The 22,082-nt window shown below is 34.6% G+C and carries 12 protein-coding genes; all 12 read right to left on the bottom strand.

Annotation, left to right across the window (positions count from 1 at the left end; translation table 11 throughout):
- Window positions 1–2 precede the first annotated feature (2 nt).
- Window positions 3–2,798: a heparinase II/III family protein gene (locus AAFN75_RS11160; protein ID WP_411806384.1), complete on the bottom strand. Its 2,796-nt coding sequence runs from the start codon at window positions 2,796–2,798 to the stop codon at window positions 3–5.
- A gap of 3 nt (window positions 2,799–2,801) precedes the next feature.
- The gene (locus AAFN75_RS11155; RefSeq protein WP_411806383.1) at window positions 2,802–5,474 is read right to left on the bottom strand and encodes a hypothetical protein; all 2,673 of its coding nucleotides are present in this window, start codon (window positions 5,472–5,474) and stop codon (window positions 2,802–2,804) included.
- Between the two features lie 17 nt (window positions 5,475–5,491).
- Window positions 5,492–7,165: a sulfatase gene (locus tag AAFN75_RS11150; protein WP_411806382.1), complete on the bottom strand. Its 1,674-nt coding sequence runs from the start codon at window positions 7,163–7,165 to the stop codon at window positions 5,492–5,494.
- A gap of 26 nt (window positions 7,166–7,191) precedes the next feature.
- Window positions 7,192–8,592 carry a glycoside hydrolase family 30 protein gene (locus tag AAFN75_RS11145; RefSeq protein WP_411806381.1) on the bottom strand — a complete coding sequence of 467 codons (1,401 nt, stop codon included), beginning with the start codon at window positions 8,590–8,592 and terminating at the stop codon, window positions 7,192–7,194.
- A gap of 6 nt (window positions 8,593–8,598) precedes the next feature.
- Window positions 8,599–10,578 (bottom strand): glycoside hydrolase family 97 N-terminal domain-containing protein, encoded by a 1,980-nt coding sequence (locus tag AAFN75_RS11140; RefSeq protein WP_411806380.1) that lies wholly within the window; start codon window positions 10,576–10,578, stop codon window positions 8,599–8,601.
- 2 nt (window positions 10,579–10,580) lie between these two features.
- Entirely contained in the window at window positions 10,581–13,382 is a 2,802-nt protein-coding gene (locus AAFN75_RS11135; RefSeq protein WP_411806379.1) for a heparinase II/III family protein, read from the bottom strand.
- Between the two features lie 16 nt (window positions 13,383–13,398).
- The gene (locus AAFN75_RS11130; RefSeq protein ID WP_411806378.1) at window positions 13,399–14,889 is read right to left on the bottom strand and encodes a sulfatase-like hydrolase/transferase; all 1,491 of its coding nucleotides are present in this window, start codon (window positions 14,887–14,889) and stop codon (window positions 13,399–13,401) included.
- A 14-nt stretch (window positions 14,890–14,903) separates the two neighbouring features.
- Entirely contained in the window at window positions 14,904–15,719 is an 816-nt protein-coding gene (locus tag AAFN75_RS11125; protein WP_411806377.1) for an alpha/beta hydrolase, read from the bottom strand.
- Between the two features lie 13 nt (window positions 15,720–15,732).
- The gene (locus tag AAFN75_RS11120) at window positions 15,733–17,052 is read right to left on the bottom strand and encodes a sugar porter family MFS transporter (protein WP_411806376.1); all 1,320 of its coding nucleotides are present in this window, start codon (window positions 17,050–17,052) and stop codon (window positions 15,733–15,735) included.
- A 44-nt stretch (window positions 17,053–17,096) separates the two neighbouring features.
- Entirely contained in the window at window positions 17,097–18,182 is a 1,086-nt protein-coding gene (locus tag AAFN75_RS11115; RefSeq protein ID WP_411806375.1) for a glycoside hydrolase family protein, read from the bottom strand.
- A 14-nt stretch (window positions 18,183–18,196) separates the two neighbouring features.
- A complete protein-coding gene (locus AAFN75_RS11110; protein ID WP_411806374.1) occupies window positions 18,197–19,969 on the bottom strand; it encodes an alpha-L-fucosidase in 1,773 nt (590 codons plus the stop codon).
- A gap of 446 nt (window positions 19,970–20,415) precedes the next feature.
- Entirely contained in the window at window positions 20,416–21,642 is a 1,227-nt protein-coding gene (locus AAFN75_RS11105) for a glycoside hydrolase family 88 protein (RefSeq protein WP_411806373.1), read from the bottom strand.
- Between the last annotated feature and the right edge of the window lie 440 nt (window positions 21,643–22,082).

Genomic DNA, 22,082 nt, shown 5'->3' with positions numbered 1-22,082 from the left:
TTTTAATTTTCAGAAAATATAATTTCTACTTTATCATAAGCTTTTTCCAACTTAAACACCAATTGATTACTGTTATTTCTGTTTACAGTCCCTTTTCTTTTTCCCACAATAATATTATCTTGGTACAAGTTTAATTCAGCTGGTGCTCTACCTTTTTCAAAAGGCATATTTAATGTAACCGCTTCATTGTTTTGCAACACATAGCCTTGATTTGTTTTTTCGATAGAAATTGTAACCGGATTACCCGACGATACAATATCCCAACCATTATGTTCGTATTTAAACATACCTGAAAGAAACATAAACTCAAGATTTTCTTTTGAATATCGCCCTATTGATAACAATCCGCGTTGAAAAAACCTTCCTTTTTTCACAACATCACCATTAGAAGCATTTAAAACAATATTATCTGTTATTTTATCTGATTGTTCAACAGTAATAATTTGTGTATTTGGATACTCCTCCAATGCCGAAAATGACACATTTTTAATTGCATTATTTTGGCCTTCCATAAACGGATTAAACACTACTGCAAACGGATTAATCCAAGCTGCCTCTTCGCGCTTTAAGATTAAAGTTGGAAGTGGTTTATCTAAAACTTCACTTGGTGCGGTTCCTTTTGACAAGGCATTCGACTTTGGCGACTCCACATTATAAATGCTTTGGTTGTCACTTCCTTTTACCCAAAGTTTCATATAATTATTTGGCTGATTTTCACTTTTTAAGGTGAATAAGGCCGCAACATCATCTGATGTTTGGGTTTTAACTTTTTTGTTAAAAAAATCGTAGGCTTTTAAATCGCCTTTATCTGAGCTTAAATCTTTGGTTGCACTTAACTTTAAATCGCGTCCTTGTTTATTGAACAGCTTTAAAGACTGACCAAGATTACGATATATATATTCATGCTTTTGTTTTCCTGGTATTTGCTTTTTAGATCGGAACACATCCACAATATATTTTTGAGCTGTATTAGATTGTATAATAGCCGTAAAACGCTGTTGATCGGATCTCGTTTTAGGCTCCACAAAAGATACTTTGGAGAACGTTATTTTATCGAAATTAGTTTTTTTACCCGATTTTGGATAGGCATTATCTAACACAAACGGATTGTACGAACGCATATTAGCGTAATCCGATTTACCATCTACAACAACAGTGTTATGGGCAGGCATTCTTGCATAATAATTTCTAAATGTAGGATGCCAATAACTTGGTCCTTTGCCCGAATCTGGTCCTAAAACATAGTTGTTTGCAAACAGCTCCATAGAAATACCATTTGCATGTGTGTGGTTGCCATAAGATGCCGCTGTAGATACCATTACAGCATCACTTTCCGCTCCCATTCTTTGGTTAAACATGCTCACATTAGAAGCATAAAATGTTGGAGACGTTAAGTCTTTTATACTCACATTTTGAACATCACCTTGAGCCAAATCATCCACATAGAAAAACAATTCGAAATAATCATTAGCGTGACGTGTATATAACTTATCATCTATAATTTGATTCAACAAGCCAGAAATTAAAGCTTCTTTTTCTTTTAAATCGTACTTTCTGTAATTGGCAATTAAAAGCTCAAAATTTTCTGGAGGTAAAATTTTATGATTTGCATCCCCAAAACCTACTGTATATCCCGAAGGAAACAAATATTGAAAGGATGCCAATGCAGCTTTTTCAACTATAGGATAATTTAAAAACTCATTATTATTTGTAGCATGGTCCAAAAGCGTAAAAATGCGCAAAAGTGTTGTTATTACATGTACCGAATAGGATGATGATTCTGGCCATATCCCATTTTCATGATCATAAACCAAAAGCGATTCTTTAATAGCCAATTGCCTGTCTGTAGATGTATTAAAGGTATGATCTAGAAAATACTCTTGTCCTTTACCGTTGCTATATTTTGAATTGCTTTCTAAAACTAAAGCGATATAAGTTAAAAAACGTGCTTGAAATAAATTCCAGTTATTATCTGGAATGCCTTTTTCTATAATTTGATCGCCCCATTTTTGAAAAACCGCCACCGCATGCTCTAAATTGGTATTATTTTCTTGAAAGTAATTATATAAAAAATCGTAAGCTGTTACTAATGACACTACAATACCTTCATGAATAACCTCAAACGTTGCTAAACCCGAAATATGTTGCTGATTCGATTTTTTTAAATCGATTGGTGCATCGCGATAAAACATACCATCCATATATGTTAAAAAAACAGGTGCTGCAAAATCGGCATATTTTTTATCGTTAGTAAGCCAATATAAAAATGCCGCATCTTGAGCTAAGTTCATTATTTGCTCATTCAATTTTTCAATAGCAAAACCAGCTTTTGATGGATGAATCCATTCTTTTTTACCTGTTTCTTTATGTTCTAAATACAATCCTCTTGGATCATCAGAATATGGTTCCACCTCTTCTAGTTTTGGGCGTTTATAATCGGTTGCCCAATCGCGAGTTCCGGAGTATCGTACAGTAGCAACTGGAGCAGAACCTTCGGAATGTGAAAAATCGCCACCTTTTAAATAGACTTTATCATGTTTGGTATTCCAATTCATCTGTAATCTGGATACCAACCAAGTTGGATCTTTTGCTACAAATTCTAAGTACTTTACTAGATTTTGTTTCTTCTTTTCAACTAAAGCTTTTTTCCAACTAACAGTTTCTAAAGTATTTAAAAAATCGGCTTTTGTTTCATTATTCACGTAAATTCTCGGGTGATTTTCAGCTTGCGCTATTGCAAAAAGTGTCACCATTAAGAAACAAACCGATATATATATTTTAATTACTCCTTTTTTCATTATTTATTTTATTTCAATATGATATCCAGCCGGAAATTGTTTCTTCTTCATGGTTTTAGTTTGAATAAATACCGGTTTATCTGAAGAATAGAAATAGCTTCCATTTTCAAATTTCAAGTTAGCCGAAACGGGTCCGTTTACCCCTTCAATACTAAAATCACCATTTTGAAGTAATTTACCTTTTCCTAAATATAAATATTCAAACGTTCCATTTTTTTCTGAAGCTACAGCAAAAGTTCCTTGAAATTTTAATGCTTTTGAAGGTTTAAAAACTTTGTGCTCCGTAGTACTGAAAATATATTGCGTGCTGTTTTTAGATACTACTTTTAAACTAACCAAATCTGTAAACTCGCCTACTTTTGAAATAGATTCGATAGATTTTTTACCTGTTTCATAAGATTCAAAAACAGACACAAATGGATGTTCTTTTCCATTAATTCCGTCTTGACGAATAATTAATGTTGGCGTAGTTTCTGGACTTTTATTGACTTGTCCTGGGGTAATATCGCTTCTTAAAGTGGTGGGTGGTGCATCAACACCATACAATGATCTTTTATCTTGCCCCATCATCCACATATTAATATGTAAAGCTGGTGAAACATTATTAATGTCCCAAGTAGCATTAAAATCTTCTGTAAAATCTATCTTTTTTTGATTTTTGAAGAAGCTATAATTTTTATCATATGTTGTACCTAAATCGTTAACCGATTTTAATTCTAAAGGCTCATTTGAAGCATTCTTAACCGTAACACGATTCCCTAAATTATGATGAATATAATCGTTGTCTTGTTGATCTGAACGAAACACATCCACATAATATCCTGTTGTTTCCGAAGTACGAATCATGGCAACTAAACGACGTTTTTCTTCAGCTGAAACATCGGAAAACGACACCTTACTGGAAGTTACATAACTATTATACAAACTAGCTTCCGTATCTACCGATGGATCCATAGCGTTGATAGTAATATCTCCAGAGTTATAGCCAGGAACAATGGTATTAGACCCTGTGATACCACGATGATAGCCAGCATCGGGAGACCAATACGATTCGTAAGCCGAAGCATCGGGTGATAAGACCCAACCTTTGCCATAAAATTGCATTGCTAGTCCGTTTTTTGCTAAGTGCGACTGATGTCTACCACCGTACAACGTAAACATTAACCCGTTGTCTTCATCGTTTCCATTTTTCATGATAATATGTCTGTGAAACGGTGAATATGCGGTTTGACTAAAAGGTAAATCACTTCCAGATTCTGGTAAAGGCTGATTGAAAACAATACCTGTCCAATCCGATGTGGTTCTATCATATTGCCCAGAAGCTATATTTTTACGAATTACCGTCGCCATTTTTTTAGCCGTTTCAGTATCACCTTCCCAAGTGGAATAGGTTAACAACGACTCGAAAGCCGACATGTTTGCGGGACCGCCACGCATATCGCCGAAAACCACCAAATTTCCACGTGCATCCAACCAACCTAAATTAGCTAACGATGCCTTGCTAATTATTGGGTTATCGCCTAATGTATTGACTCCAGCTTTGTACAATTTAACCCCCATATCTAAAACAAAAGGAATCATACTTGATGCATAACCCGGAGATTCTGGCCATAAACCTGTTGTTTTATTGTAATTCGCCATAATTTCGGGAAGACCTGCATAATGCTTCCCCGATTTTTCGGTGTAAAAGGGTATATAATATTCTTGTCCTTTGCCATCTTCATAAAAGCTATTTGGCTCCAAAACGAGCATGCTTCCCAATATATTTTTATAACGATTAACGTTCCAATTTCCTTTTTTTCCACCTCTTACTAAACCAATTTCTATAAAACGTTTAAAAACGGTTCCTGCAACATCAACTGTTTTTTTATTGATGGTTGTTAAATGGGCATGTGGATGTTCATTTAAATAATCATAAAGAAAATCGTAAGTAATTGCCATAGGTATTTGTCTGTCATCATGAATCACTTCATAATCGTAATACCCCAAAATCCCTCCTGGTTTAAATCCTCCAGGACCTCCAGCCGATTCTTTAGGGTCTAAAGGCGGTTGCATGTAATACGTGCCTAACATCCATGTCCAAAAAATATCGGATGAAAATTTTGCATATTTTTCCTCCTGAGTCAGATAATAAGCAAAAGCAGATTTTTCAGCTAGTTTTAATATTTCCATATTGTTCTGACGCACCATATGTCCCGTTTCTTTATACGGAATAACAACAGGAGTTTTATCTGCGCTAGAACGACTAATCCCTAACATATCACCAGTTTCATTGTATGGAAGCCTGTCTTCTAGAGGAACGTTTAAATAGTCATTCCATCTTCGCATTCCAGGTAAGCGCACGGTTGGTACAGGTGCATTACCCTCTCCATAATCCCAATCTTGTTTTTTGATATAACATTGGGTATACCTTTCACCATCTTTCCAATACATGGCCAAACGAGACACGATCCATTCTGGATCTGTAACATGACGATTTACATGAGTATCAATTTCTGTTAACAGATTATTCCACGACGCTTTTGCCCAAGCTTCCGTTTCAATTTTCTCTAATAACTGTGTACGATCATTTTCCGCAGCATATAACCTCGGGTGCTTTTCAGAATTTTGAGCACGTGTAAAAAACGTTACTAAAAGCAACCCTATTATAAATATTCTTTGTTTTTTTAAACTCATTTTAGTCTTTACAATTATTAATGAAGCGGAACCGTTTCAATATCTGGATTATTCTTAGCTTCAAGGTATTTTTTTAATATCTCTTGATCTAATTGAGAGCTATCGCCGTAATACTCGCGCATATCTTTAAGTTGTTGTTTTAATGTTACAACTACATTAGCATAAGCAGGATCGTTAATAACATTCTTCATTTCTTGAGGATCTTTTTTACGATCGTATAATTCCCATTCATCCACATCATAATAAAAATGCGCTAATTTATAATCTTGAGTAATGATAGCGTAATGCCTTTTCACCATGTGAATTCCTGGATATTCGTAATAGTGGTAATACACAGCATCCCTAGTCCACTCTTCATCGTTTCCTAATAATAATGGAATTAAACTTTCACCTTGCATATCGCTTGGCGCTTCAATATGAGCTGCTTCTAAAATAGTTTGTGCAAAATCTAAATTCTGAACCATTTCGGTATTAGTCGTTCCAGGCGTAATTACGTTTGGCCATTTAATTAAAAGGGGGGTTTTAAAAGATTCGTCGTAAACAAAGCGTTTATCGAACCAACCGTGTTCTCCTAAATAAAACCCTTGATCGGAGGTGTAAATGATAATCGTGTTTTCATCTAAACCAGTATCCTCCAAATAATCTAATAAACGCCCCACATTTTCATCAACAGATGCAATACAACCTAAATAATCTTGCATATAACGTTGGTAACGCCATTTCATTAATTCAGTGTCGTTCATGGTTGGATACTTTGTTTTAAACTCTTCCATCATCGGTCTGTAAACAGAATCCCAAACGGCTCTTTGCTCAGCATTCATAGCTCCAACTTCACGCTCAAAAGCTTCTAAATCCCAGCCCGACATATCTTTAATGCCCAACTCTTTCATAATTTCTGGATACATTTTAGAATCTCCAGCCCAGTTCATATGGGTTAATAAATTCATTTCTGCAGTTTTGGCAGCCGTTCCACGACCTTCGTAATCATCAAATAAGGTTTCTGGCTCTACAAAAGTTTTCTTGGTATATTCTTTAAAATGACGAGGTGCAGGCAACCATTCTCTATGTGGTGCTTTTTGCATAGAAAACATTAAAAATGGTTGTTCACTATTTTTATTCTCTTCTAGCCATTCTAAAGTCATATCCATAATAATATCGGTTACATAACCTTCAACCATAATTTGACCATCATTGGTGTTAAAAATAGGATTGTAATAGCGGCCTTGACCTGGTAAAATCTTAAATTCATCAACGCCTTTCGGATTGTTTCCGAAGTGTAATTTCCCAAACATGGCTGTTTTATAGCCCGCTTCCTGCATGATTTGAGGAAACGTTACTTGAGACTCATCAAAAGGAAAAACATTATCCACTTTTCCATGAATATGCGTGTGCTTACCAGTTAAAATAGTTGCTCTAGACGGTGCACAAATGGAATTTGACACACAGGCGTTGGTGAATTTAATTCCTTCATCCGCAATGCGATCTATATTTGGAGTTTCAATTAAATGATTACTGTATGCGCTAATGGCCTGATAGGCATGATCGTCGGACATCATAAAAATAATGTTCGGACGCTTTGCTGGTAATTCTTTTTTAACGCTAGCAACTTCTTTGTTTTCTTTCGATTTACAGGACACTATGCCTGCTAAAAAGAAAACAGTTAAAAATTTTAAAATAGTTAGATTTTTCATAATTATATTATAATGATAATTTTTAATTAGATATTTAAAATAACAACGGCTAATGAATTACTTGGGATTTCAACTTTTATACCTTCGCCATTTTCTATTTGACACTCATAAGCCTGTGCTTTATCTTTAGTATTTTGAATAAGTATATAAATTTTTCCTTCGTACTTTATTGAAATTAAATCTGCTCTAGAAAAGTTAGCAATTCTTTTAGCTCCTGGTACCAAATACAGACTCATAAAACCAATAACAGCATAATCTGGATTATAAGTTACTTGTTTTGTATTTCGATCTATATTAATTAATGAATTTTGCTTCCAGTCCCAACCACTTTCAGTTGTTTCATTCAAAATCATATTCCAATAGCAATAATTAGGAACCCCTCTATTTATGTAGTTGGCAATCTCTCTTAATCGATTTGATGCCTGTTTCCAATTGTTTTTTCCATCATCGCAATTTCCTTCGGTATGCATTAAGTTCACTTCTGGAAAAACATCTTTGGTTTGCTGAATATAAATTCCGCTGGTATATTGAATACCTATACCATCATACAAGTTTCTATAATCTTCATTAGCTGCAATTTCAAGAGCATCTAAACGTCCGTAGGATCTAAAGGTTCCTGCCCAAATTTCAGTGTCGATATTATCTTTTTCAAATTGAGGACGTAAATATGATTTTACTAATTTGTTCATTTGAGCTACCGACATATCATTTGAAGGATATTTAGTGTTGGCATCATTTTCATTTTGAATAATTAAGCGATCAACATCGATTCCTTTTTGAGCATAAGCTTGGATATATTTTGAAAAATAAAGTGCATAAGCCTCATAAATTTTAGGCTCATCTTTTAATTTGTTCTTCTCAGGAAATTCTTCACCTCTATCCATTAAACCTGAATACTTCATCCATGCCGGTGGACTCCAAGGCGAGGCAAATAATTTCAAATCTGGATTGGCTTTAAATGCTTTTTGAAGATATGGAATAACCGTAGTTTCTTCTCTTTCAATTGAAAAATGCTTCATTTTAAAATCGTCTGCTTTTTCAGCATAACTATACGCATCAATTCCAAAATCACTAGCTCCTACCGCTGTTCTATTGAAAACAAGTGCAGCTCCTTGGTTTAAACCAAAAAGATTCGTAATAACTTGATCTTGTAATTCTTGCGGAAGCGACATCAAGGCTTCTCCTCCAATTTCGTTAAAAGCACCACCAAAACCTTCCAATGTTTGAAACTCAACATTTGGATATAATTTTATTTTATTCTTTCGATGGATAGATGCTTCTATATCCTGTTCTACTGTTTTATTTATAATAATTTTACCATTTGGTACATCTCCCGATAGTTTAATAGCATGTACTTCTACATTATTTTGAGACCATACGATACCCATTGATAACAAACAGAAAAGAAGTATTAATGACTTTTTCATAATTGCTTATTTTTTAATTATTTGAACAGCAAAACCATTGTTACTATTAAGTTTTATATTAAGTTTTGAGGTATTTGTAATTTGAATAGTTTCAATTTTAACTTGGGTTCTTGTTTTCACGGTTTCATCATCTGTATATACTTTAGCTGTATATTTAGTATCTGGCTCTAAAAACTCAAAGTCGACTTGCACTTCGCGTTCTGTAGTTCCGTTAATACCACCAACAAACCAATCGGCACCACTTTTTCTAGCAATAACACCTAATTCTCCAATTTCAGCAACCAATACTTTAGTTTCATCCCAAGTAGTTGGCACATTGCTAAAGAACTCTAATTCTGGCTCGTTACCAATGGTATTGGTATTTCCCCAAAGACCATCTTTTTTTATTGGAGCAGCAGGAGCTTTATCGTACCAGTATAAAAATTGCAACGGACTAAAAATACACACCGTTTTTGCTAATTGAGAAGCATGTGAGCCCATTCTATCTACGCGTTTATTATAATAACACACCGTATTATCAGCAGCTCCAGCCAACATTCTTGTAAACATGGTTATTAAGGTATGTTGGTTAGGTACCGTTTCTTCATCACCACGGATTCCTTCTTGGGTAAGTAAATTTGGATAGGTTCTAGAAAATCCAGTTGGCCTGTATTCATCATGAATATCTATAACCAAATTATACTTTGCTGCTTTTTTTACGGCTTCGTGCATCCAAGCAGTGGCATCTTGATCACCCACTCTTACAAAACCATATTTTACACCAGAAACACCCCATTTTTTAAGCGTAGGAAATACCTCATCAACCTTACCTTCTAAGGCTCTTCGGTTTATATACAGCATCACTTTTACACCTTTTTCTTTGGCATACTTACAAATCGCTTCAATATCAAAAGGACCTTTGGAACGTTTAGGATCTAGAGTAACGGTAGTAGCATTAGAAGCATTATCCATTTCGTTACCATACCAACCAGCATCAAAATACACGTACTGCATATTATGGCTCGCTACAAAATCAATGGCCGCAAAACCGCCCTTAGTTGTTAAGGTTGTTTCTCGTAGCACTTTCCCTGGTTCTACCCAAGAATCGTCAATTGCTGAAGGCGGATTTAAGTTTTGAATGATGTAATTATTTTCCAATAATTCACCATAACTTTCACCCATCATAACGACACGCCATGGTGATTGAAACGGTAGTGTTTTATTTACTTTTGTTCCTTTTATTTTTCTTTCGGCAATTACAGCGCCAGTTATGGTATCTTGTTTTTGCTCTCCCGTTTTTCCATCCAAAGATGATACAATACTGTATTTTGAAGCATGGCCTTTAGTAAAGCTCAAACGTGCATAATCTACTAATTGCGCTTCGGCTAATGCTATTTTAATGCTATCACTAATTTCTATTAATAACGGACGTTCTGCGCCTTTTTGTAAAGCGGTAATAGATTTTTTTTTATATTCTCCCTGAGCGGTTAACACACCTTTTTCGCGTTTTGGAGTTGACCAAACTGGGTAATCTTCAGAAAAATTATAATGAATATTTTCACTTAAACCAATATCCTTTATATTGTTTTGTTCTGGCACTTCATAAGCAAAAGCAACGCCTTCATTATAAGCTCTAGCAATTATATTTAGTTTAGCTTCACCTTGCGTTAAATAAATTTTTATTTGATTGTAATGATCTGGAATGGTGCTTAACTCGCTAAACCTTGAAGTCCATTTTGAACTATTCGAAGTATTTTCAACCTTTTCTACTAAAACTTTGCCCGAAAAATTAAGTTCTTCTGAAAGTAATTCTAAAACCGATGTTTGAATAACTTCCTGATTATTATAAAAAACTGAAAAACTTATATCGTTTTGATTTTCACCTTGCAAAAACATTATTTTTTTAGACGCATCTGGTGATGATAATTGGATAGTTTCATTTTGTTTACAGCCATTAAATAGCAACAAAACGACGACTAAACTATATGCTTGAAAAAAACGTTTCATGTTTATTCTTTAGTTATGATTGAAATATTTTGAAAATCGGTTGGCAACACTTTAAACTGAACCACTTTTTTATCATTTACTGTAAGCCTATTTCCTTGTACTTGTTGAAAACCCATATTTAAAACTACATCACCATTTTTATAAACATCTGGAACGCTTAGTAAGATAGGGTCATTACAAGTTAGCTTGAACTGCTCACCAGTAACCAGAGTAGCTGAACTTGATTGTTTTCCCAATATTTCGATGCTATACCCTTTATAGCTTATGCCTTGCCCTGCACCAATAAAAAGTGTGGTTTGCTGCGTGGTTTGGATTAACACACCATAAGTACCCGTAAAATCAATATTATTATGACTAAAAGAATCTTTAATGTCTGATGAAAAAACAAAATCAGTTCTATCCCCTTTACTTTCAATTTGTATACCAACAAAACTTGTTGTTTTATTTTCAACTTCAAATGTTTTTATTGAAGTAATTATCTCTGGTCTCTCTCTTGTTGAAGGTTCGTAAACTGCCACAAAAGGCTTATTCCATGCTTCTCCATATTGCCTCACTACGGTGGTTAGCAATGGAGCTTTTTCAATAGCTTCAGGAAGTATTTTTCGGAACGCTTCGGAATGCGGCGATTTCACCTTAAAAAGTTCTCGGTTTTCATTCCCATTCATCCACATATTCATAATTACTTTTTCATTATCGATTGATAAAGTATACCTGCCTTTAAATGGTGTTTTTATTTTAGTTGAGGTTTCATCGAACAAAAAATCGTAAGCCTTTATGTTTCCCGATTTCGAAGTTAATTTTGATGACGTTTGAAATTTTAAAGGTTGGTTATTGCTTATTTCAAAATCTAATTCTTGTCCTAAATTATGATAGAAATAATCGTGATATTTAGCTTTTCCTTCTTTCTGTTTCGATCTAAAAATATCGATATAATAGCCTGAAGTTTCCCCCGTTCGAATAATACTCATTATCCTATTTTGGTCTGAATCTGTGCTAGGTTCATGAAAATACACATCGGAAAAATTGATGTTTGGGTAAAATCCTGATTTTTTTTCTGAAGCTGGATACAATGCATTCACCTGAAACGGATAATAACTACGCATTTTATTATACTGCGATTTCCCGTTTACCGAAACCGTGTTGTGTGCTGGAAATTGCGAATAATAATTACGATAATCGTCTCGATAATAACTAGAACCACGACCACCTTCGGGTGCTAAAACATAACCTTTTCCGTAAAGTTCCATAGCAATTCCGTTGGAATGTGCATGATTTCCAACAGAACCCACTTGCGAAATCATGAGTCCGTTTTCTTCATGCATACCGTTTCGCATGGCTATCCAACTTACGTTTGGTGCATAAAATGATGCTGTAGTATAATCTGAAATATTTGCCGCTTCAATAGTCGCGTCTAAATTTACTTTAGTGTTATATAGCAAAGCTTTAAAAGCATCTTTTGGTTTACTTGTTTTTAGTAAATCTTCTTTATTTTTTAGCATATAAAGCATACTAGAAAACTTTTCTTCCTGTGCTTTTTTATTAAATTTTCGAGCATTACTAACCAAATCTAAAAACGGTTGCGTTTTTAATTCGCCATAATGCGAATCGCCAAAAGCAACAATAAGTTTGTTTGGATATAAATATTGCGGCATAACGGCAACAGCCTTTGGTATTACAGGCATATTTGGCATAATATCAACCTCCAGAGCATCTTGAATAACGCCAGATAAATGCGTAAAACCTTCGGCTACACTTAAGGCATATCCGGAACTTTCGTTCCAAATACCATTTTGTTGGTCGTAACCATAACTCAACACATCGTTAACCGACCATTGTCTAGCTTCTGATTGGTTAAATACGCGGTTTAAATAGTATTGACAACCTTTTCCATCGCTATAAACTAAATTGTTATCTAGAGTTAAAGCAATTTCAATAACTTTATTGGCTTGGTGTAAATTCCAATTGTTATCTGGCACACCGTTTTTAATAATAATTTCGGCTAACTTCTTTAAAGACGTGGTATAAATAGCGTTTTTACTTTGATGATTCTTTTGAATGTAATCATATAAAAAATCGTAACATTCGGCCAATTCATCAACTATATTTTCTTTAATAACTTGAAAAGACGTTAATCCAATGACGTTTTGAACATTACCTTCTTCTAAATCGACAGGTTCGTTTCTATAATACAAACCAGTCATATACACATCGAATAAGTGAAGTGCTAATTTTGCGTAGTCTTCATCCTTTTCAATAAAATAAACCAAAGCGGCATCACGAGCAATTTTCATGATATTTTCGTTGATATTTTCTATTACTCTACCGGTTTTGGAAGGCTTTACCCATTCCCAAGTATTGGTGTTTTTATTTTGTAAAAAGAGACCGCGTTTATCTTCCAAATACGGTTTTACATTTTCTAGTTTAGGTGTTTTATAATCGGTTACGTAATCGCGCTGCCCTGTAAAACGAACAGTAGGCACAGATGCTTTTCCAGTAGCATGTGAGTAAAACGAACCTTTTACAAACACGTTAGTGGCATGACTTTCCCAATACATTTGAAAACGTGAAGACAACCACTCTGGCTCGTTATTATATTGCTTTACGTATTTTGAAACGTTATTTTTAAAAGTTTCATACGATACTTTCACAGCACTTGACTTTTGAATTTGAGACCACACATCTTCGCGACTAACTTCCGATGGGATTAAACGTGGGTGTGCTTTTATAATTTCCTTAGGAAATATAAATTGCGCATGCCCATTTTTACTTAATATGATGCTAATGCCAAAAATTAATAATGCCATTTTTTTTATCATAATCCTAATCTTCTCTAACCCAAATATGACTTTCGTCTTGCAAGTTTTTATATTCTAATTCTAAAGCTTTTTTCATGTTTTGAAAAACCTCTGGCTTACTAATAGACAAATCTGCCGACTCACTAATATCTGCTTTCAAATTGAACAGTACATGGTTTACTAATTTGGCATTTTTAACTAGAGCTTCATTACCATCATAAAGGTTATGTATGTTTGGTAATGGTTTTCCATCGGCTTCAATACTTGCCATAATTTTCCAATCGCCTTTTCGCATAGCCACTTTTCTTTCATTTAAAGCATCGTAAAATGCCCAAATTAATGGGGTTTCTCTTTTAAATTCACCGTTTTCTAAAAGTGAGACAAACGATTCGCCATCAAGATTTATATTTGGCAATTTCGCTCCGGATAATTCTGCGAAAGTTGGTAGATAATCTAAAGCCGAAACTACACTATTAGTTGTTCCGTTATGAATATCTTTTCCTATCCAATTGATGATTCCTGGTACTCTAAAGCCCGCTTCGTTAGTCCAAAGTTTCATACCTTTTAATGCACCTGGAGTACCATAAGAATGTTTCGCTCTGCTATAACGCATAAAAGTTTCTGGACCATTATCTGAACTGAATACGATTAATGTATTATCTATGTTCTTAGATTCAAAATACTCTACTAAGCGACCAACAGCAATATCTACATTTTCTACATTAGCGAAATATTCAGCTTGCTGTAAATTCTCTGAAAGTGGTAAATATTTTTGAACCAAATCTTCTGGTGAAGCAATAGGTTCATGCGGTTCGTGGAAAGTAACTTCTAGGAAAAATGGATTATCATCTTTTTTATTATCTAACCAATTGATAGCCTCGGTAACAATAATTTGGCTACTAAACCCTTCAATCTCTCCAACTTTTTCTCTATTTCTAATAAAGTTTTTAGGGTTTTTATGGCTTGGAGCTGCATTGTTGTGCGTTGCAAACCAGTGGTCGAAACCAAAATCGTCTGGTTGTGGTTGTTCATCAGAATTAAATCGTGAGCTACAGTGCCATTTCCCTACTAAACAAGTGGCGTAACCAACAGATTTCAACATAGCAGGAATGGTTTGTTCGTGCGCTTGAAGGTGCACTAAATCTCTATTATCGGGACTCTTTTTAAGTCCGGGTATAAAATCGTAAATCCCCGCTTTATTTGGGCTTCTTCCGGTTAATAGTCCCGCACGCGAAGGCGAACACACTGGTGCTGTTGAATAGAAATCGGTTAGCTTAATTCCTGTTTCTGCTAACTTATCTAAATTAGGTGTTTTAATAATTGGGTGTCCAAAAGAAGATAAATCGCCGTAACCTAGATCGTCGCACAGTAAAACAACAATATTAGGTTTACTATTTACTAAGGATGAAGTACTTGTTTTAACCTCTTGTGTTTCCTTATTTTCGCTTGTATTGTTTTTACAAGACAAACAAGACAAGGCTATTAAAGAAAAAAGATAAACTGTTTTAAAATTCATTGGTTTGAATTATTTTATTTTTTAAAAAAATCGTTAAAAAACACCATATGGTATTTTATAGAATTAGCCCAATATTGATTAGTATGACCTCCAGGGCGCTCAATATAATCATGCGGAATATTACGTTCTACAAGTTTTTTATGAAGTCTTACATTGGCATCATAAAAAAAATCGTCTACACCACAATCGAATAGAAATTTTAGATTCTTCCCGTTTAGCAAATGCACTAAATTAATTACGGTGTTTTCCTCCCAATTATCCGGGTTTTCGGCATACACCCCCAAACGATCTGCAATATCCCAACGCAATGGAAATGGTCTAATATCAACTCCTCCACTCATACTTGCAGCTACTCCAAAAACATCAGGATGCTTAAATGCTAAATATAAAGCACCATGTCCGCCCATACTAAAACCAGAAATGGCTCTATTGTTTTTATAGGCAATGGTATTGTACTTGCTATCTACCTCTGTAATAAGCTCGTTTGAAATGTATGTTTCATAACGCATACTCTCATCTACAGGGCTATCAAAATACCAACTGGTTTTATCCCCATCCGGACAAATGATGATTACATTATAAGTATCGGCATATTTTTTAATTTGAGGTGCTTTACCTAACCACGCTTTATGATTACCTCCTGCACCATGTAGCAAATACACCACAGCTAAAGGTTCTCCTTTTTTGGAATAAGCGTCTGGTGTTATTACCACATTTTTTATAGTCTTATTCATGGATTTACTATACACCGTAAGGGTATCAACCTTAGAGGCATATAACTGAATAGACCAACAAAAAACAAGAATTACACCTACTACTTTCTTCATCATTCTAAAAACCTTATTATTTTTTTATCATAATATCTTCTAACTCTTCCAAAGTTTTCCCTTTAGTTTCTGGCATCATAAAGGCTACAAATAACAATTGTAAAACCATCATTCCTGCAAATACTAAAAACACCAAGCCACCACCTACTAATTTTAATAGTAAAGGAAATACCGATGGAATAATGGCTGCTAACACCCAGTGCGTAGAACTACCAAAAGCTTGCCCTGAAGCCCTTAAGTGATTCGGGAAAATTTCTGAAATAAACACCCAAATTACAGCCCCTTGACCAACAGCATGCGCCGCTATAAATAAAAACAAGAAAAATGGCACTGCCATACCTGTCCACTCTAATAAGAATGCCGCAGATAAAAGCCCTAATGAGGTAATGTAAGCTACCGAACCAATATACATTAAAGTTTTTCGTCCTAATTTATCAATTAAAAAGACACCTAATAATGTAAAAACAAGATTGGTAACCCCTAAACCTATACTATTTAATAATGCTGTACTTTCTCCTAAACCTGCAGCTTCGAAAATACGAGGCGCATAATATAATACGGCATTAATTCCTGAAAACTGGTTGAAAAAAGCAATTAAAAAAGCTAATATTAAAGGGAATCTATATTTTTTTATGAATATGGTTTCAGACTTATCACTTTTTTCTGAATGCGAATTAAATTCTCTTACTTGCTCATCAACATTGGCTTCTGGATCTATAATTTGCAAGACCTCTCTAGCTTCAGCTTCTCTAGATTGTGATAATAACCATCTTGGGCTTTTTGGAAGTTTTAAAGCAAACAACACATATAAAACTGCTGGAATAGCTTCTACACCAAGCATCCATCGCCATGCATTCTCACCAATATCACTTAATAGGTAATTGGATAAATAAGCAATCATAATACCAAAAACAATATTAAATTGGTACATAGCCACTAAACGCCCTCTGTCTTTTGCCGGTGCAATTTCAGAAATATAAGCAGGTGCAGCAATGGTAGATGCTCCAACTCCTAAACCACCAATAAAACGCGCAAAAGCAAATACGTATGGATCGTTTGCAAAAGCAGAACCAATTGCAGAAACGGCAAATAAAACACCTATAACTATTAAGGTATTTTTACGTCCAAATTTATTAGTCGGGATACCACCAAAAATAGCCCCAACAACGGTACCCCAAAGTGCCATACCCATAACTACTGCGCCATGAAAAGCTTCAGATGAACCCCAAAGTGCTTGTAATTTTTTATCGGCACCTGAAATTACTACAACATCAAACCCAAATAAAAACCCTGCTAAAGCAGCAGTAATGGACCATAATAATATTTTTTTATTCATTTTAAAAAGTGTTAGTTAGATTATTTAATTGGTTTAATTTCTAATTAGTTTAATGGAATAACCATATTCCATGTTTTTGTTCCGTTTCCAAAACCACCAGGACCATCCATAGTAGCAAAGAAAATATGTGTAGGCTTTCCGTTTTCCACAAATACAAACGGACGTTCTAATTGACCTTGCTTAATTGTTTTACCGTTATTCCATTTTACTAATTTTGTATACGCTCTAGGGTTGTCATCAACTACCCAATGAATACCATCTTGGGAATGCGCTAAAAGTCCGTCCCCTTTTCCTCCGGTAATTAATCCGCGTTGATCTTTAGCTACCAAGTGAAACCCCTTATCATCACTCCATAAATGCGGATCTTCCACTTCGCCTAAATGTTCCATAGAAAATAAAGGTTTTGTTCCTATTACAGTATATTCACCATCGAAGGCAGGCGCAGTAGCTACACCAATACTCATATCACTGTGTTTTATACCATCTTCTTGATAACTTCTTCCTTTAAAAAGCAATACTACCGAACCATCTTCTTTAATTAAAGGCGAAGGGTTTGAGGTTAAAAAGCTGTAATAACTATCTGGTTTAACATCTAAAACTGGAGTATCTAATCGTTTCCATGGACCATAAGGACTTTTAGAGGTTGCAACACCTACGCGTTTTTGCCAACGTGCGGCTATGCACCATTTGCTACTTAAATTAAAATCTTCAATATTATTTAGGGTGACTTCCTCAAACGGATGCGAAGACCCCATGTAATATAAAATGTAAGTGTCATTATACTTTACAATTTTAGGATTATGACACGAGCGTCCATCCCAAAATTGTGCGCCACGACTTCCTAAAGCGACATCTTGAAATTTATACGGCCCTTCGGGTGTGTTTGATGTGGCATGAACAATTTCTGAGGCTACCATCCAACCTGGATGAAAAGGTAAAAACTTTGGCCAACGCGATGCATACATATGATACTGCCCATTGTCGCCCTTAATTACCGAACTCCCCCAAACCCAATAATCGTCCATTTGTAAACCACCATTTATTGGCGCTTCTTCCAAATTATCAAAAATTGAATTCTGTGCCGTTGCACAAGAAAACACTGCGAAAAAGAATATAATTAGATATCTCATTTTTTAAGTAATACTTAATTTTTGTTTGGTATTAACTTTACATCTTTCAAGTTAATGGCTTGCCATTTTCCGGCTACTGGCATTAAAGAAAACTCATAACTACCAGCTTTATCAACTTTAACCTCTCCTAAATTAGTGGTTTTAAATCGCTTTGGATTATTACCCGTTACTGGAATTTTAATTACCTTTTTTTCTCCGTTAAAATTAATTTCAATTTCGGTTTCTTTTGCTCCTGAATATCCAAGTTGGACATTAAAAGTCCCTGGTTTATCTAAAACGAACGACCAATAAACTCTGGCGGTTTCGCTATCCCAACTTCCAACACAATCTAGATGATCGTTATACAGCGCTCCTGGGCCTTGTAAATTTTCATATTGCGCTCTAAAAGCAGGTAATACAGCTACACCGTCTTCATTTTGTCCTAATGGTTGAATTGGTAAAGCATTAGGCATTGCTTTTAATTTTAATACAATTACCGAAGCCACACTATCTGGCGCTTTTCCTGTTAAATGTACTTGAATACCTTCATCTAAAGTTTTAGTATTAAACGTTCTGTTGTTATCTGTTAATAAATAGCAAGATTCTACATTGTTTTTAAGGCGGATAGGTAAAGTAGCGCCATCTTCCCAATTGTAAACATGTAAATATAACAGCCCTTTATTATCAACTGTTTTCATGGTGATTCTCCCCCAATCTGGTTCTGTACTTGTAGGACTTGCTTGTGTTCCGTAGATGGCTTCGCTATTTTTATCCATCCACTTTCCAATTGCTCGCATACGCTCTACAGCTTCAGGTTTTAAAACCCCTTCGTTGGTTGGACTAACATTAAGCAAATAATTTCCGCCTTTACTGCTTTGATCTATTAAATTGCGAATTAAATTAGGAATAGATTTAAAATTATTATCATCGCTACGGTACCCCCAACTACCACTTACAGGTTGACATAACTCCCAATATCTTGCTTCTGGTTGATGTCTTGGTCCGTTTCTTTCAAAGGTTTTATGATCTCCAGGGTAATCATCACCTAAACGGTCGTTTGTAATTATTCGAGGTTGTAATGCTGTTGTAATGTGATGTAAACTATCTACCACAGATTTGGTCATGGCTCTTGGTGTATCCCACCAAAAAATAGCGATTGGTCCATATTCGGTAAGCAATTGTTTTACTTCTGGAAGTGCTTTTTCGAAAACATACTCATCGCTACTTACGCGTTTTAATGTTTTATCCCAACTATTTCCCATGCCTCCTGGGTGATGCCAGTCTTGTGCTTGCGAATAGTAAAAACCAAATTTAAGACCTTGTTTTTGACACTCTTTAGCCAATTCTTTTAAAACATCGCGCTTAAAAGGTGTGGCATCCACTATATTATAATCTGTTGCTTTAGAGTCGAACATAGAAAACCCATCATGATGTTTGGCTGTAATAACCATATATTTCATTCCGGCTTGTTTTGCTAGAGCCACAAATTCTTCAGCATCAAATTTTTCTGGATTGAATTGATCGGCATATTTTTCGTATTCAGCAATTGGAATTTTGCCTTTGTTCATAATCCATTCCGCACTATTCGATACTGCTTTTCCTTTGTAAAAACCAGCAGGAACGGTATAAATACCCCAATGAATAAACATGCCAAAACGAGCTTCTTCCCACCATTGCATACGTTCTGCATCAGTAATTTGTTGTACACTATAATCTGTTTCAGCCTTTGCTAATTTATCTTCTTTTTGTCCGCATGCAAAATTCAGCATCAAAACCATAAGTAAGCTCCAAACCCCTATTTTTTTCATGTTTTTATATTTTTGTTCTTTTAATACCATCTTTTTAAGCTCTCTCTTCAGATTTAAAACGCACTGTTTTCAGTTAGTTACATCGAAAAAATTATATAGATACAATAATAAAAATTATAGATTTTGTAGTATATAAATCATTGACCATAGATTATAAACCATTGCTCATTTGTTATATCTGCCCAACAATTCAGCATTTTAAGGGCGTTAAAGCTTTTATTGCGGGCTAATAAAGTACTTTATTAATGAAAAATTAATGCTTTAATTATATCACTTATTAATAGCATTTTCCGGTTGAACTAATCCTTTAATTCTAGACTCTTTTTAAAACAGAAACCATAATTCAAAAAAAAATACCGACTTTAGAATTTCTCTAAAACCGGTATTAATCTTTATTTTTAATGATCGCACTTACACTTAACTGAGCAATACTATTTACCCTTGTATTACTTCATTACAACAGCACTATTAGCCTTATTAAGTTTATTTAAACGTACTAATGCTTCCATATAGTAATAATCAGCATATACGATAGGCACATCAATTTCTGAGTTTTTAGGGTAATGCCCTGTAGAATGCAATAACAAAGCTTGATTAACATCGCCACTTAAATACTCCTTAGATGATAATGCTTCAACATAACTTGTAGCAGCATCAATGTATTTTTTCTTTAACGCCTCATCTTTAACTAAACCAGCCAATTCGTACATACCACATGCTACAACAGCTGCTGCAGATGCATCTCTTGGTGCGTTAGGAATTTTAGGATCATCAAAATCCCAAAATGGAATCTTATCTTCTGGTAAACGTTCCATATAATGGTCTGCTAAACGAATTGCAGTATCTAAAAATGCTTTATCTCCAGTTTCTCTATATGCCACGGCAAATCCGTATACTCCCCATCCTTGACCTCTAGCCCACATAGACTCGGTAGCATATCCTTGATGTGTGTAACCTCTTAAAAACTCGCCAGTTTCCTCATCAAAAGAACCTACGTGATATACAGCATCATCCTTACGAACAATATGCTGCATTGTTTTTTCGGCATGACTTTTAGCAAGATCATAAAGTTTTTGATCACCTCCATTTTTAGCTGCCCAGAAAAGCAACTCTAAATTCATCATATTATCTATGATGGTGTTATACTTAAACTTATGTTTTTGACTAGGCCATGATAAAATAGTTCCTACAGTTGGATTATATAACGTAGCTAATGTATCGGCTGCAGCTAATAAAATTTCTTTGTATTCCTCATTTCCTGTTAATCTATACCCATTACCATAGCTACAATAAACCATAAACCCAATATCATGATTATCGGCAGGTGTATAAGCTATTGTTTTAAGCGGTGCCGTAAATTTCTCTGCTTGCACCTTAATTTGCTCATCTCCAGAAGCCTCATATGCATACCATAACGCCCCAGGCCAGAACCCACTACACCAATCGGTAACGCCAACAAAATCCCAATCTGTTTTATTCTTTTTTACATTTCTCGGAAAACTATCGAAATTAGCTAAACTAGCAGCAACTTCTTTCATTTTAGTAGCATTCTGTTGTAATACTTTATCTGAATTAAACACTGCACTATCAGTCGTTAACACTTCCTTTTTTGTAGAATTACAAGCAAGCATTAAAAATAACACTAAAACTAAAACTGGTTTGGTTATACTCATTACATTTTCTTTTTAAACTTAATAAACTATGGGATAAATATTATTTAATATTAATTAAATATAAAATTTAACAGCACTACAACCATTGTAATACTTGAAGTACAATTTTAGGAATTAAAGATTATACTGTTATTAAATTATCATCCAAAATCTATAAACTATCGCTCATTTACACTTAAAACAAGTTATCACAAGGCTTTTAAGATAAAAGCCGATTGTAAATTTAAAAATATTACAACTAAAAGTAGTAAATTTTTCTTCACCATTATTTTTAATTAAACACATGGCAACACCCAAAAACACCGTTGTAAATACGTAAACTAACATAATAACTGTATTCAGAATAACTTCATGAATATAACCTACGAAAACCGCCATTTTTTTTGAAACTAATAAGAAATAAACTTGATTTCACCCCTCAAAGACCCGTATTATAGACA

The organism is Algibacter sp. AS12 (genome assembly GCF_046736315.1).
GTDB classification, from domain to species: domain Bacteria; phylum Bacteroidota; class Bacteroidia; order Flavobacteriales; family Flavobacteriaceae; genus Algibacter_B; species Algibacter_B amylolyticus.
Note: the sequence above shows the minus strand (reverse complement) of the source record. Positions and strands in the feature narration are given on the sequence as shown.

What these genes read in the sequence shown, in the direction of transcription:
- AAFN75_RS11110 (WP_411806374.1), bottom strand. Translation starts at nt 19,969, where the DNA reads ATGAAAAAAATAGGGGTTTGGAGCTTACTTATGGTTTTGATGCTGAAT.
- AAFN75_RS11150 (WP_411806382.1), bottom strand. Translation starts at nt 7,165, where the DNA reads ATGAAAAATCTAACTATTTTAAAATTTTTAACTGTTTTCTTTTTAGCA.
- AAFN75_RS11135 (WP_411806379.1), bottom strand. Translation starts at nt 13,382, where the DNA reads ATGGCATTATTAATTTTTGGCATTAGCATCATATTAAGTAAAAATGGG.
- AAFN75_RS11160 (WP_411806384.1), bottom strand. Translation starts at nt 2,798, where the DNA reads ATGAAAAAAGGAGTAATTAAAATATATATATCGGTTTGTTTCTTAATG.
- AAFN75_RS11105 (WP_411806373.1), bottom strand. Translation starts at nt 21,642, where the DNA reads ATGAGTATAACCAAACCAGTTTTAGTTTTAGTGTTATTTTTAATGCTT.
- AAFN75_RS11125 (WP_411806377.1), bottom strand. Translation starts at nt 15,719, where the DNA reads ATGATGAAGAAAGTAGTAGGTGTAATTCTTGTTTTTTGTTGGTCTATT.
- AAFN75_RS11145 (WP_411806381.1), bottom strand. Translation starts at nt 8,592, where the DNA reads ATGAAAAAGTCATTAATACTTCTTTTCTGTTTGTTATCAATGGGTATC.
- AAFN75_RS11115 (WP_411806375.1), bottom strand. Translation starts at nt 18,182, where the DNA reads ATGAGATATCTAATTATATTCTTTTTCGCAGTGTTTTCTTGTGCAACG.
- AAFN75_RS11155 (WP_411806383.1), bottom strand. Translation starts at nt 5,474, where the DNA reads ATGAGTTTAAAAAAACAAAGAATATTTATAATAGGGTTGCTTTTAGTA.
- AAFN75_RS11120 (WP_411806376.1), bottom strand. Translation starts at nt 17,052, where the DNA reads ATGAATAAAAAAATATTATTATGGTCCATTACTGCTGCTTTAGCAGGG.
- AAFN75_RS11140 (WP_411806380.1), bottom strand. Translation starts at nt 10,578, where the DNA reads ATGAAACGTTTTTTTCAAGCATATAGTTTAGTCGTCGTTTTGTTGCTA.
- AAFN75_RS11130 (WP_411806378.1), bottom strand. Translation starts at nt 14,889, where the DNA reads ATGAATTTTAAAACAGTTTATCTTTTTTCTTTAATAGCCTTGTCTTGT.